Origin of the sequence: Pontibacter sp. BAB1700 (assembly GCF_000277005.1) — a bacterium.
GTDB classification, from domain to species: Bacteria; Bacteroidota; Bacteroidia; order Cytophagales; family Hymenobacteraceae; genus Pontibacter; species Pontibacter lucknowensis.
In genome coordinates, this window is the sequence record NZ_AKIS01000213.1 from 1 (window position 1) to 13,030 (window position 13,030).

General features: G+C 50.4%; 14 protein-coding genes and 1 pseudogene. 9 read left to right on the plus strand and 6 right to left on the minus strand.

What is annotated here, in order from left to right; translation table 11 throughout:
• Nucleotides 1–130: 130 nt before the first annotated feature.
• The 3 genes from O71_RS19955 to O71_RS19965 all read right to left on the minus strand — a co-directional run bounded on the left by O71_RS19955 (nucleotide 131) and on the right by O71_RS19965 (nucleotide 2,703).
• The gene (locus O71_RS19955) at nucleotides 131–451 is read right to left on the minus strand and encodes an ABC transporter permease (protein WP_007660717.1); all 321 of its coding nucleotides are present in this window, start codon (nucleotides 449–451) and stop codon (nucleotides 131–133) included.
• A 165-nt stretch (nucleotides 452–616) separates the two neighbouring features.
• Nucleotides 617–1,336, minus strand: a complete 720-nt coding sequence (locus O71_RS19960) for an ABC transporter ATP-binding protein (RefSeq protein WP_007660718.1) — start codon at nucleotides 1,334–1,336, stop codon at nucleotides 617–619.
• 113 nt (nucleotides 1,337–1,449) lie between these two features.
• Nucleotides 1,450–2,703: an efflux RND transporter periplasmic adaptor subunit gene (locus O71_RS19965; protein WP_007660719.1), complete on the minus strand. Its 1,254-nt coding sequence runs from the start codon at nucleotides 2,701–2,703 to the stop codon at nucleotides 1,450–1,452.
• Between the two features lie 290 nt (nucleotides 2,704–2,993).
• Between O71_RS19965 and O71_RS19970 the strand changes: the two genes are divergently transcribed.
• The 3 genes and pseudogenes from O71_RS19970 to O71_RS27625 all read left to right on the plus strand — a co-directional run bounded on the left by O71_RS19970 (nucleotide 2,994) and on the right by O71_RS27625 (nucleotide 5,743).
• The gene (locus O71_RS19970; protein ID WP_040574948.1) at nucleotides 2,994–4,373 is read left to right on the plus strand and encodes a sigma-54 dependent transcriptional regulator; all 1,380 of its coding nucleotides are present in this window, start codon (nucleotides 2,994–2,996) and stop codon (nucleotides 4,371–4,373) included.
• 1,078 nt (nucleotides 4,374–5,451) lie between these two features.
• Nucleotides 5,452–5,535: pseudogene (locus tag O71_RS27620) on the plus strand (hypothetical protein); the annotation flags it as partial.
• Nucleotides 5,536–5,653: 118 nt separating this feature from the next.
• On the plus strand, nucleotides 5,654–5,743 hold the full coding sequence (locus O71_RS27625; protein ID WP_369751003.1) for a hypothetical protein: 90 nt from the start codon (nucleotides 5,654–5,656) through the stop codon (nucleotides 5,741–5,743).
• 124 nt (nucleotides 5,744–5,867) lie between these two features.
• On the opposite strand, the gene trxA is transcribed toward O71_RS27625, so the two are convergent.
• Nucleotides 5,868–6,173 (minus strand): thioredoxin, encoded by a 306-nt coding sequence (gene trxA, locus O71_RS19980; RefSeq protein WP_007660722.1) that lies wholly within the window; start codon nucleotides 6,171–6,173, stop codon nucleotides 5,868–5,870.
• 242 nt (nucleotides 6,174–6,415) lie between these two features.
• On the opposite strand from trxA, the gene O71_RS19985 reads away from it, so the two are divergent.
• Nucleotides 6,416–7,651, plus strand: a complete 1,236-nt coding sequence (locus O71_RS19985; protein WP_007660729.1) for a lipase family protein — start codon at nucleotides 6,416–6,418, stop codon at nucleotides 7,649–7,651.
• Between the two features lie 10 nt (nucleotides 7,652–7,661).
• Here the strand turns inward: O71_RS19985 and O71_RS19990 are convergent, their stop codons facing one another.
• Nucleotides 7,662–8,459: a bifunctional 2-polyprenyl-6-hydroxyphenol methylase/3-demethylubiquinol 3-O-methyltransferase UbiG gene (locus O71_RS19990; protein WP_007660731.1), complete on the minus strand. Its 798-nt coding sequence runs from the start codon at nucleotides 8,457–8,459 to the stop codon at nucleotides 7,662–7,664.
• A 112-nt stretch (nucleotides 8,460–8,571) separates the two neighbouring features.
• Here O71_RS19990 and O71_RS19995 point away from each other — a divergent pair, with 112 nt between their 5' ends.
• Genes O71_RS19995 through O71_RS20010 form a run of 4 tightly spaced genes read left to right on the plus strand, consistent with a single transcriptional unit; the run spans nucleotide 8,572 to nucleotide 10,802 of the window.
• Nucleotides 8,572–8,883 (plus strand): hypothetical protein, encoded by a 312-nt coding sequence (locus tag O71_RS19995; protein ID WP_007660733.1) that lies wholly within the window; start codon nucleotides 8,572–8,574, stop codon nucleotides 8,881–8,883.
• Nucleotides 8,883–9,542, plus strand: a complete 660-nt coding sequence (locus O71_RS20000) for a hypothetical protein (RefSeq protein WP_007660736.1) — start codon at nucleotides 8,883–8,885, stop codon at nucleotides 9,540–9,542. Before O71_RS19995 ends, O71_RS20000 begins: the two co-directional genes overlap by 1 nt.
• Nucleotides 9,539–10,369, plus strand: coding sequence for a sensor histidine kinase (locus O71_RS20005; RefSeq protein ID WP_007660738.1), 831 nt, complete (start codon nucleotides 9,539–9,541; stop codon nucleotides 10,367–10,369). The genes O71_RS20000 and O71_RS20005 overlap by 4 nt, the downstream gene beginning before the upstream one ends.
• 10 nt (nucleotides 10,370–10,379) lie before the next feature.
• Nucleotides 10,380–10,802: a response regulator transcription factor gene (locus O71_RS20010; protein WP_007660740.1), complete on the plus strand. Its 423-nt coding sequence runs from the start codon at nucleotides 10,380–10,382 to the stop codon at nucleotides 10,800–10,802.
• Between the two features lie 42 nt (nucleotides 10,803–10,844).
• On the opposite strand, the gene O71_RS20015 is transcribed toward O71_RS20010, so the two are convergent.
• Complete coding sequence (locus O71_RS20015; RefSeq protein WP_007660742.1) at nucleotides 10,845–12,101, minus strand: MFS transporter; 1,257 nt, start codon at nucleotides 12,099–12,101, stop codon at nucleotides 10,845–10,847.
• A 583-nt stretch (nucleotides 12,102–12,684) separates the two neighbouring features.
• Between O71_RS20015 and O71_RS20020 the strand changes: the two genes are divergently transcribed.
• On the plus strand, nucleotides 12,685–12,975 hold the full coding sequence (locus tag O71_RS20020) for an HNH endonuclease (protein ID WP_007660744.1): 291 nt from the start codon (nucleotides 12,685–12,687) through the stop codon (nucleotides 12,973–12,975).
• The last annotated feature ends 55 nt before the right edge of the window (nucleotides 12,976–13,030 follow it).

Sequence of the window (13,030 nt, forward strand, 5' to 3'; positions counted from 1 at the left end):
CTTCGGTCACTACTACTGAAAATGGGTTTGCAGGGCAGTAGCGGGATCGCCAGCGTACAAAGGGAAAAGGCAGTACTTTGAAAAAATTACTGTCAGCGTAGGAAATGCCTACAGTAAGGGCATTTTCTTTTTAACGGAGCGAATTCTGGCCCATTTGCAGAAGAAACGTTGCCTGCTCTACCTCCGGATACTCCTCGGTCAGGGTTTGCGCGAGCGGACCATGGCTGAGTGCGGTTTTCTTAGCCTGTCCGTTCAGGCTCATATCACTCGTAACTCTATACAGCCTGTCAGCATCACTAAAACTCTGATCGTAGCTCAGTTCATGTTGCAGGAACAGGTAGATGAGTATGCAGGAAGCTATACCTACAGCCAAACCAATGATGTTGATGGCAGCATGTACCCTGTTTCGTGTTATGCTGCGCCAGGAGGTAAGCCAGTAATTCTTGAGCATAGATCTTTACCGCTTTAGTTACTCAGTTTATTTGGTCAATAGGCTAAGGCTATACCTGCAGGATGCTTACGCTGCCAGGGCCGCCGCACACATGAAGGTGAAGCCTATCTGCTATTGCATAGAGGCTGACATCACACAAGGCAGAAGACTTTTCTGCTATCAGCCTTAGAGCAGCTCGGCAGCGTGCTTTCTGGCGTTAAGACTTTCTGTCACGATCTGGCCGTCAAACAGGTTTACAATGCGGTGCGCATATTCAGCATCAGAAGGAGAGTGCGTTACCATTACCACCGTCGTACCGGCATCATTCAACTCAGACAGCAAAGACATCACCTCACGGCCGTGTACCGAGTCCAGGTTACCGGTCGGTTCGTCAGCCAGGATCAGGCTGGGGTTGGATACCGTGGCACGGGCAATGGCGACACGCTGCTGCTGACCACCGGAAAGCTGCTGTGGGAAGTGCGCATGGCGGTGGGCGATGCCCATGCGTTCCATGGCCTCTTTCACGCGCTTGTCTGCCTCAGCACGCGGTATACCCAGGTAAGCTAGTGGCAGACCAATGTTTTCCTCTACCGTGAGCTCATCGATCAGGTTGAAGCTCTGGAACACAAAGCCCAGGTTATGCTTGCGGATCTTGGCACGCTGGCGCTCGGATGCATGGCTGATGTCCTGGCCCAGGAAGCGGAAAGTACCGCCCGAAGGACTGTCAAGCAAACCGAGGATGTTCAGCAGCGTGGACTTGCCACAACCGGATGGACCCATCACCGCCACAAATTCGCCTTTGGCGATGCGCAGATCCACACCCGCCAGGGCAGTCGTTTCAACCGTATCGGTGATGTATTTTTTCTCTAACTGCTGTGTTTCGATGATAAATTCTTCCTTGCTCATGATTTCTTTATTGTTGATTGCTAATTGTTAATCGTTAATTGCTGATTGTCAATTGTTGCCTGGGATATACTACTATATTTAACTCCCATCTCCAAATCTCCATATCTCCATTTCTATTTCAGCTCCAGCCGGTCTATATCGCCGTAGCTTTCATAGGAGGAGAGGACCACTTTCTCACCTGGCTTCAGTCCGTCAAGCACTTCGTAATGCTTCGGGTTCTGGCGTCCGAGTTTGATGGAGCGTTTGGTCGCATGATCCCCTGACTTATCCACCACGAATATCCAGCTGCCGCCTGTGCTTTGGTAGAAGCCGCCGCGTGGCAGGAGTACGGCCTTGCCGCCATCATTCAGGTTCAGCCTGATCTGTAACGTCTGACCGCGGCGTATACCTTGCGGAGTGGTGTCCCCGGCAAATTCCAGGTCTACCTGGAAAGTGCCGCCCTGCACTTCAGGGAACACCTTGGCTACTTTCAGTTTATAGTTCTGTCCGTTGAAGTCGAAGTTGCCCTCCAACCCGGGATAAATGCGGGAGATGTAGTGCTCATCAATAGAGGCCCTCACCTTGTAACCGCTCATGTCGTCTACCTGGCCAATGTTCTCGCCGGGGCCTTTTGACTCGCCCACTTGCGCCTTCAGCGTAGAAAGCTGACCGGATATAGGGGCCGTGACATACAAGCTGTTCAATGTATTGCGGGCCATGTTGATGTTGGCCTGCATTCTTCTGATAGACTCATCCAGCTGGCGCAGGCGGTCATCCAACAGCTTTGCGTCCTGCTTCACGGAGCGGTCGCCCAGAATCTTGCGTTTTTTAAGGTACTCGTATTCGTCTTTAGAGGCTTGAAATTCCTCCTGCGAGATCACTTTTTCATCGAACAGTACTTTATTCCGGTTGTAGGCCCGCTCAGCGGTTGCCAGGTTGTATTCAACCTCGGCTAGCTGGTTCAGCTGCCTGATCTGCTCCTGTTTCATGGTGATCTCAGAATTCTGACGTTCGTTCATTAAATCATAGAGCTGCGTTTCACGGGTCATGAAGTCGATCTGGAGCGTTGTGTTGGAAAGCTTCAGAATAGTATCTCCTTTTTCCACCATGCGGCCGTCATCGGTATAGATCTTCTCCACACGGCCACCTTCTGATATGTCCAGGTAGAATGTTTTGAGAGGCTCCACTGCACCATCAATGGCGATGAATTCCTGGAACACGCCGTTCTCTACTGTGCCTACGGTAATGCGCTTGCTGTCAACGTTGAGTTTAGAGGAGTGTTCTGCAAAAAGTAGGTTGTATAGAATCACTACCAACAGCAGGGCGGCACCGACTGCAGCAGCGATTTTCTTGGGGGTGTATTTTTTCTTTTCTATGACGCGATCCATAGCCGGGAAAGAGTTTCTGTGTAATGCTGCACAAGGATTGCCAATAAATGTGCCATTGTAATTAAAATGCTGTATGACAGTGTTTTGTGCATTGTTTGACTGGTGGTGTCGGGCTAAACTGTTCGGTATCGTACACTACTTTGTCTGTATGCGAACACTTGAACATACAAGTAAAAATACACTGTTTTTCTCTTTCTGAATTTGCGGCGGGACATGGTGCTGTAACTTTTGGTATTCTGAAACAGAAAGTATTTCTTTACCCCGAAGAATTTGTAAAGCCCTTGCAGCTCATGCGGAAAACCGATTGTAAAATACTGGTGGTAGATGACGAAGAAGACATCCTGCTGGCAAGCAGACTGCTGCTCAAGCAGCACTTTGCTACGGTGGTGACAGCTTCGGATCCCTATAGCATTCCGGCTTTGCTGCAGGAGCACCGGTTTGATGTAGTGCTGCTGGATATGAATTACAGCACCGGCGCTACCTCCAGTAAGGAGGGACTGCACTGGCTAAAACAGATCCTGAAACTGGCACCGGCAGTCAAGGTAATTCTGATGACCGCCTATGGCGATATTGAGCTGGCAGTGCGTGCCCTTAAAGAAGGGGCCACCGATTTTGTACTAAAACCCTGGCAGAACGATAAACTGGTGGCTATCCTCAAAACTGCCTGTCAGCAGAATAGGGGGGTAGGCAAACGCAGTGCTGAAACAGCGGCGCGAAACCAGACCGCCTTCCACTATGCCGGTTTTATTGGCGTATCACCGGCCATGCAGCGGGTATACCAGACGATAGAAAAAGTAGCCGGTACGGATGCCAATGTACTGATACTCGGAGAGAACGGCACAGGCAAGGAAGTGGCAGCACGTGCCCTGCACCGTAAGTCAAAACGGGCCGATAAGGTCTTTGAGAAGGTAGACCTGGGAGCTATTAGTGAGACACTCTTTGAAAGTGAGTTGTTCGGCCATGCCAAGGGCGCCTTTACCGATGCCAAGGAAGAGCGCATGGGACGGATAGAAGCGGCTAATGGCGGAACTTTGTTCCTGGACGAAATAGGCAATCTGTCGCTGCCACTTCAGGCTAAACTCCTGTCCGTGTTGCAAAGCCGCCAGGTGATCCGGCTCGGCACCAACAAGCCCCGCCCCATTGATATCCGCCTGATCTGCGCGACCAACATGCCGCTGTACGACATGGTACGGGAGGGCACTTTCCGGCAGGACCTGCTTTACCGGATGAACACCGTAGAGATATACCTGCCCCCATTGCGGGAGCGTCGGGAGGATATACGCTTGCTGGCGGAGCATTTCCTGCGCGTGTACAGCCAGAAATATGAACGTGAAGGACTAGGTATAGCCCCTGGCACCATCCGCCGGTTGACCGAGTACCGCTGGCCGGGCAATATCCGGGAACTCGACCATGCCCTGGAGCGGGCCGTGATTCTGTGTGACCAGCAGGAGCTGCATCCAGAGGATTTCTACTTTGCCCCGGACGATGTATCAGCTAAGGTCACCGGTAATGAGCCTGTTTTGGAAAGCGACTATACCTTGGAGGCACTGGAAAAAATGATGGTGCAGAAAGCCCTTGTCAAACACGCTGGCAATATTACCCATGCAGCAAAGGAACTCGGCATTACCAGGACAGCACTTTACCGACGAATAGAAAAACATGGTTTATAACCGCTTCAGAATTAACCTACTGCTGCGGGTGATGCTATTGATCATCAGCATTTTCGGCATCACACTGGTTCTATACCGTACTGAATGGTACATGACAGCCGTTTGCATTGGATTGTTACTGCTTTTTCAGCTCTATGACCTGGTGCATTTTGTAGAACGAACCAACCGGGATATTTCAAGCTTTCTGGAAGCTATTCAGCACTCAGACTTTACACAGCGCTTCGCTCTAGAAGGTGGCAATCCGACCTATAAGGAGCTTTATCAGTCGTTTAATGATGTGGCAGATGCCTTCCAGCGCATCAAAACGGACAAACAGGCACACCACTTGTACCTGCAGGCGATCGTGGAGCACATTGGCGTAGGTATCGTTTCTTTTGAGGAGAATGGGCGTGTGGAGTTGGTGAATCATGTGTTGAAGGAAGTACTGCACACTCCTCACCTGGAGCATATAGAATCGTTGAGCCGCATCAGTGAGGAGTTGGTGGAAACGTTGCACAGCATCGCTCACAACGAGAGAAGGCTTGTTAGCCTTCAGGTACGGGATGAACAGCTGCAACTGGCCCTGCATGCCACCACCCTGTTCTCGCAGGGGCGTACCTTGAAGATCGTGTCGTGCCAGAATATCAAATCAGAGTTAGAGGAGCAGGAGCTGCAAACCTGGCAGAAATTGATCCGGGTGCTCACCCATGAAATTATGAATACCATTACACCGGTCATCTCCCTCACGGCTACTGTTTCGGATTTGGTAGAAGAGGAGGTGGTCGCAAAGGCCGCCGCCGGAGAAATGCCCGAGGAGGAGGCGCTGGAAGATATACAGGCTGGATTACGCACGATTGAGAAACGAAGTACCGGGATGCTCCATTTCGTGCAGAACTATCGCCGCCTGATGCGGGTGCCCACGCCAGAAGTTCAGACTGTTAAAGTAAAGGACCTGCTCAAAAATGTACAGACCCTGCTGCAGCCTGAAATGGAGGCCAGGCAAACGAGGCTTTCCATCTACCTGCGCCATGAGAAGGCTGAACTGCAGCTAGACCCGGAACTGATCGAACAGGTGTTGATCAACCTGATCAAGAATGGGATGGAAGCATGTCAGCAGACAGCAAGACCCTGTGTGGAGGTAATTGCCTATCAGGAAGAGCAGGACAGAAATCGCTTTAGGATTGATGTGCAGGACAATGGGACAGGGATTGCTCCTGAAGACCTGGATAAGATTTTTATTCCTTTTTTTTACCACCAAAAAGCAGGGCTCAGGTATAGGTCTCAGCCTCTCCAGGCAAATCATGCGGCAGCATGGAGGCAGCATACGTGTCAGCAGCCCCCCAGGCGGCCCTACCACTTTCAGCCTGATCTTCCATATCAATGATGAGTAGTAAGTAATTAAGAATGGTTTGGAAGTCGTTGAGTGGAAGCGCCAAGCAGCTGAAGCTCAGGTATACCAGCTTCCGCTACTCTTAATTACAAATTATAAAATTACTCACTACTCATCATTGATTCCTACAGGTTTTGCTGAATGATTTGGTTTAGCTGATGTCCCGGCACAGCACCGGCCTGTTTCCAAACTACCTGTCCGTTTTTGAAAAGCATAAAAGTCGGCACGCCCTGCACACGGTACTGCTGTGCGGCTGCCTGGTTCTTGTCCACGTTTATTTTGATGACCTTCAGCTTACCCGAAAAGTCCTTCGCTAGTTGCTCCACCACCGGGTTCATCATTTTGCAGGGGCCGCACCAGTCGGCATAAAAGTCCACGAGTACCGGCATGCCCGGGCTTTTGATCAGTTCAGCGAATGATTTCTTTGCCATAGCTCTCTTGTTTAACCTATTTTACGAAGTGCAAAGCTAAAAGATAAAAGCCGCGAACACCAACTAGTCATACGGAAGGCACATCATGTTACGCTTTTCTGAGTGGAGGATACACGGCGTGGATACTGCATCCCGGCATTATAAATGCAGGATGGACTGCGCTCTACCTGGTTTGTATACCAACCGGGAACTATAGCCAGCGCGGCTTGATTATTGTATTGACAAGATTTTCCCTGATTAACATGACGAACTTAAAATATAAGCTGAAGTACTGGATCAGCTCTCTGGCGATTGCTGCTCTATTAGTAACAACCACCTTCCCGCTCAACTCATGCAGCAAAAGCGATGCGGCTGTACCTGAAAACGTAGTGGAGCGCGAACTGCTCGTTTCGTCAGAGAAGGTAGGCACCCTGCCGGCTGCCATGCTCAAGCAACTGGCCGGCGCCTATGCCGGTAGCTTCCAGAATCAGATCAAATATGATGTGGCGATTTACAAAGTAAATTACCGCACCACTTTCCAGGGACGCGAAACCGTAGCCTCCGGCTTAGTCGCTCTGCCGATGAACCTGACTACTCCCGCTCCGGTGTTGAGCGTGCAGCATGGTACCATCTTTAAACACGATGAGGCACCTTCTGCCACAAGTAGCGGCCTGACTGGTTTTGAGGTATTCGCCTCTGGGGGCTACATCACGCTTATACCTGACTACCTGGGTTTCGGTGCTTCTAAACAACTACTGCACCCCTACTATCATCAACAGTCCTCAGGTATAGCCGTGGTCGATATGATCAAGGCGGCCAAGTCGCTTTACGCCCAGGAAGGTATGACTGACAATGGGCAGTTGTTTCTGGCGGGCTACTCCGAAGGCGGCTATGTAACACTGGCTACACAAAAAGAAATAGAAACTAATCCGCAGCATGGCCTAAAAATCACCGCCTCCGGTGCAGGAGCCGGTGGCTACGACCTGACTGAGATGCTGGCCGATGTAGTTGCAGGAAAGCCTTATACCTATCCGGCCTACCTGGCCTATGTGCTGATGAGCTACAATAAAACGTATGAGTGGAACCGTCCGCTCACCGACTTTTACCAGGAGCCTTACGCTACCCGACTAGCAACGCTTTTCAATGGGCAGAACAGCGGCAGCGCTATCAACAAGGAACTGACTACCCAGACGGAGAATCTGTTTTCGGCTAATTTCCTGGAAGGACTCCGTGGGAATGGTGAGCAGACGCTCAAGAAGGCCTTGCAGGACAATAGCTTTAACAGCTGGGTGCCACAAAGCCCGACTCGACTATATCATGGCACTGCCGATGTGATTGTACCTTACGCTAATTCTAAGCAGACCTATGAGCGTATGAAGGCCGCTGGTGCCCCAAGTCTGGAGCTTATACCTATACAGAATGGCACACACGGCAGCAGCCTGATTCCGATGCTTACCGACTTGATTCCATGGATGCAGTCGTTTAGCGCAAATCCATAACCGGAGGAAGCTACACCTTGCTACATTTCAAACTATACACCATCGGAATCAGGTTTTCTAAATGCTTGATGCGCCAGTGGCCGTCGGGGCCCTGCACGGTGTGGCTGAAGCAATTGTAGGGGGAGTAGGGGAATTCGTGGAATAGCTCCAGTTGCAGCCCTTGGTTTAGCAGAGCCGTGATCACTTCGCTCAGGCTGTGGTTCCAGGTGTATTCTTTGTATTGGATCTGTGCCTCCGGATCGGCGTAGGTGCCGGTGCTTTCCTCTACAATCGGTTCGGGGGAGTTATGGTAGGGGTACTGAACCTGCGTGAAGTCATTGTCGAACATCCATACCACAGGATGGAACTCCGCCATGTAAAAAGTGCCGCCCGGCTTCAGGAAATGTGCGATTACTTCGGCCCAGCGGTTCAGGTCAGGCAGCCAGCCGATGACGCCGTATGAGGTGAACACAATATCAAACTGCCCCTGCAGGTTCTCTTTCAGATCATACACGTTGGAGCACACGAACCGGGCGTTCATGCCTAGCTCGTCGTTCAGCCTTTTAGCTTCTTTTATGGCCTCGTCCGATAGGTCTATACCTGTGACTTCGGCTCCCAGTCTGGCCCAGGAGAGGGTGTCCTGCCCGAAGTGGCACTGCAGGTGGAGCAGGCTCTTGCCGGCCACAGGTCCCAGCTCTTCCAACTCTATAGCATTGAGGCTCGACTTCCCTGCCTTGAAGCTGGCGACGTCATAGAAAGCTGAATCCTTATGCACCGCTGTGCGCAGGTTCCAGGCCTGTCTGTTCGCTTCAAAATATTCCTGTTCCATCCCTTCTTTTTTGAAGTGTAAGATTATTTAAAAGATAAAAATACTATAAATTGCTTAATCTAAAATTTTCTATATTTACATTTATTCTTCGCTACGAACAAATTACGATCGCATGAAAGTTACAGGAAAAGAAGGCGGGCCGATAGACCGTGCCCAAGCAAAGAGATGGACAGCCAAATACAGATCAAGCGGCAGAGGGAAAACCAATTCACACTTGTTTGGGGCTGATACGGTAAGAAAGCTGTTGGAGCAGGAGGGATGCGTAGGTATGCGGATTTATTATGCCCTGGATGATAATGGCGAACAGCAGTTGTTGTTAGTAGGAACAGATGAAGAAGGAAGCGATATGACTGAGGGCCTGATTCTGGATTTATCCAGCCCTTGCCCCCCAGATTGTTCTGTAAGTGGTGAATTAGCCGGTTAATGGACTTTTTCATAGGACATATTTACCCTTGGTTAAGGTGGACATCAATATTGAGTCCTGTTCTTCCTTTGGTAATTGGTTTGTGGCTGATTAGAAAGCAGAAGAACAAGAAGTTCATGCTGTTGCTTTTGTTCATCACTATCGGTGTGTTGACAGAGGCAGTGTCATTGATTACTGTATGGTCCGGTACCAAAAATAATCTGTGGCTTGGACATGTATATACCTTACTGGGCTTCAGCGTGCTGGCAGGGATTTTTTACTATAGTTTTGACAAGCTTATCCTGAAAAGATCTATTATTGGCGGGTTTGTCGGACTTTGCTTGTTGATCTATTACGATTCCTTTATGGCGGATGGGATCATGAAAATGAATTCGGTCTCAAGGATTGCCGCAAATGCGATGCTAATCATGATGGCCATCACCTACTTCTATAAGGTCGCAAACAATGCAAAGATCATTTACCTCGATCGCGACCCTATGTTTTTGCTAAGTTGCACAATCTTAATCTATTATGCCGGTACAAGTATGTCCTATGCCATCTTTAACGAAGCACTGGCTATTTCTTACGACACGGCACGCATCTGCTTAGCCATCATATTCGTGCTGAATGTACTTTTTTACAGTAGCCAGGCATTTATCTTAAAGAGAATGGCCGCATGATAGAAACCCTAACTCCTTTACTCATCATCACCCCGGTACTGCTGGTGCTGGCCATCGGCATTATCGTGTTCGTATTCGCCTACCAGCGACGCATGTTGCAGCACCAGGAGCACCTGCGCGAACTGCAGGAGCTGCGCCAGCGGCAGATGCTCGAGGCTGCCCTGGAAGCACAGGAAGCTGAGCGACGCCGCGTAGCCCGCGACCTGCACGACGAAGTGGGCGGTATGCTGGCCCTGATCCGACTCAACATTGGACAGGTTGAGCGCAAGTGCGCCGAAAACGAAGCTGCCGCCGAAACAGCCCATCGATCCAAAGAATTGCTCGACGAGGCCATCCAAAGCGTGCGCCGCATCTCCCACGACCTGCTCCCTGTTGTGCTCGACAAAATGGGGCTGGTGCAGGCCATCAACAGTCTGGTGCATTCTGTGCCGCCGGATAGTGGCCTGGAAGTGAAGTTTACCCACAATCTTGAAAATTTCCGGTTGGAAGCCCGGCAGGAATTGCTTCTGTTCCGTATCCTTCAAGAACTCGTGAACAACACCTTAAAGTATGCGGAGGCTACGCAGATTACGATCAACCTGCATCGGGAAGACGATAAGCTGACTCTGCGTTATACTGATAACGGCAAAGGATTTAACTACGACGCCACCCTGGATACAGGAAGTGCAGGCGGTGGACTAGGCCTGAAAAACCTGCAGAGCCGTGTGGACCTGCTGAATGGTGCCATTAACTTCTTTTCGAAGTTAGGGGCTGGCATCAAAGCTGAAATAGTGATCCCTGTTGCATATATTATCATTATTATTTATAACTTTGGTTTGCTAAACTAAGCTTTACTATATGGAGCTGCAGCCACTTACACTAGCGATCGCCGATGATCATACCCTTTTCAGGAAGGGCGTAATCGAAATTCTAAAGAATTTTGAAGAGATTACTGTGATAAGTGACGCTGCAAACGGTGTAGAGCTGCTGGAAAAGATCGAGGCTAACCTTCCCGATATCATCATGCTGGACCTCGAAATGCCCGACATGGATGGTATTGCCGTGGCCCGTTACGTACTCAGCAAATACCCTACTGTTAAAATCCTGGTCGTTTCGATGTACGGTGAGGAAGAGCTGGTCAGGAAACTGCTTGACGAGGGTGTACACGGTTACCTGCTCAAAAGTGCCGATCCGGAGGAGCTTCGGGAAGTGCTCCAACTGCTCCGGAACGGTAAGACGCACTACCCGGTCTTCTCTCAGAATTTTTTTACGCTACGATAAGATATAAAAAGCCGCCCTTACGAGCGGCTTTTTTCATGCTTGTCAGCCAACTGCCCGGATGCGGCTTACCACCCACACAGCCACCAACGTGGCCACACTCGCCATGATGCCCACCCAGTTGAAGTGAGTTAAGCTGCCATTGGCAGTTTCCTGCACAATGAGCCCACTCACGAAGGCGGCTATACCTGCGCCCAGCTGCTGCACAGACGAGTTGATGCTCATGAAGCTACCGCGCAACTCCGGCTCTACACTGGAAGTAATGAGTGACATGGCCGGCACAAAGCGGGCTCCGAAGAAGATGAAGAAGATCGTGGACACAGTGAGCGCCATCACCATACCTACAGGCGGCAGGTTGGTGATCAGCACGATCGGGATAATAGAAAGGATGGCAGCCCATCGAAAGATAAACTGCTTCCCGTATTTATCCGCCAGTCGGCCCGCCCACTGGGAAGTGAAGACCGTCGCCAGTCCACCGAATAAATAGATGTAACTCAGGTCACGCTCCGTAAAACCCACATTGGCTACCATGTAAGGACTGATGAAGGGCACTACCAGAAAACCCGCCATGGTGAGCGTAACGGTGAGCGCCATCGCCCACTGCAGGTTAGGCTGCACTACCATCGCTTTGAGCGCCCGGAAGGGATTGCCACGTTTTGCATTGGTCAGGTGCCCCCGCATGGCTGGCAGAAAGCGCACCGCCACCAGCAAAATCAGCAGACTCAAGCCCACAAGCAGGTAAAACGGAGCGTGCCAGCTCATCTCGCTGGCCAGGTATAGTCCGATTGGTATACCGGCAATAGAAGCCACCGAAAAGGCTGCCATCACACGACCGGTAGCAGCACCACGGCGTTGCTCCGGTATGGCATCGCCAATTATGGCCAGTACCAGCGCTCCCAGCACACCACCAAAACCGCCAGCCACAACCCTGGCCAGTAGTAAGAGTCCGTAGTTAGGGGCAATGGCACAACCCAGTGTTCCGATGATAAAACCCAGGTATAGCGCCAGCAAAGCATGTTTACGGTCAAACCGATCGATGAACAGGGCGCTCACAAAACCGGCGATGGCCGCACTGAAGGTATAGGCCGACACCAGCAGGCCAAACTCACGGGGCGAAATGTTGAAGACCCGCATCAGCTGCGGACCCAGCGGCATCATGATCACAAAGTCCATCATGTGCGTAAACTGGATAGCCGCCAGCAGAAAGATTAGCAGGCCCTCGCGAATCTGAGCTTTAGGTACCAATGGCTCCTGCACAGGAGCACTTATCGAAGCAGGAGAATTTTCCTGAAAATTATTCATAGTTTAAACATTGAAATCAAAACAGGCGCCAATGTACAAATAATTTGCGACCGCTGGAGGTAAATTTTATTTCTGTTCATGCTTCACGATAGTTCTCCAAATGATGCCCTGACTAATCGAAGAACTTTGGGTATACGTGATTTGGCCTTTGAGTGCCTTACTCCTTCAGCGGATACTTTAATTGGTTAGTTTCTCTGAGAAAATGTCAACAGGAAGTGAGCGATTGTAGCAGGGCGCAAGGATTGTAAACTTGCGAGCGGAACAAATGTTTTATGAAAGCGTGGGGATATGATCTGTAAATAGGCTGTGCTATCGAGTATGGACCAGTGCAGCGGGCAAGGCTTAAGTCCAAGTGCCCGGAAATGTAATAGGGTAATCGAATTCGGAAGGCAAGGTTGAAGGGTTCCAGCAAAACAATCTTTCCAAAGGGAAAATCTCCGTTTTAGTATTCTTGACTGTATTGCCAGGAACTGACCATGATACTCAGAACATAATGGACCCTGTGCTCTGAAGAGGACTTTGATCAGGGCAATTCAATCTTTTCAGCTGTAACTGAGAGCCCCTGTGAAAAGTAAAATCTTGTATGGCAAAGAAAGAAGAGCAACTGATTTGTGAACTATGCGGCCGGGAGGTGCAGTATCTCACCAGGCACCACCTTGTGCCCCGGGAGGAGGGAGGCCGCTACGGTGCTACGGCCGAACTTTGCCAGCCCTGCCACAGTACCCTGCACCTGACCTTCAGTAACCGCGAACTGGCCACCCTATACAACTCCATCCCCGCCCTGCAGCAAGCAGAGGATATGCAAAAATACCTTAGGTGGGTGCGCAACAAGCGCATTGAGCGCATCTCCAACAGACGCGGCCGCAGACGCTAGTTTTAATTTACATAGGGCAAAGAATAGGGAGGCATAATCAGAAATAGATTACATA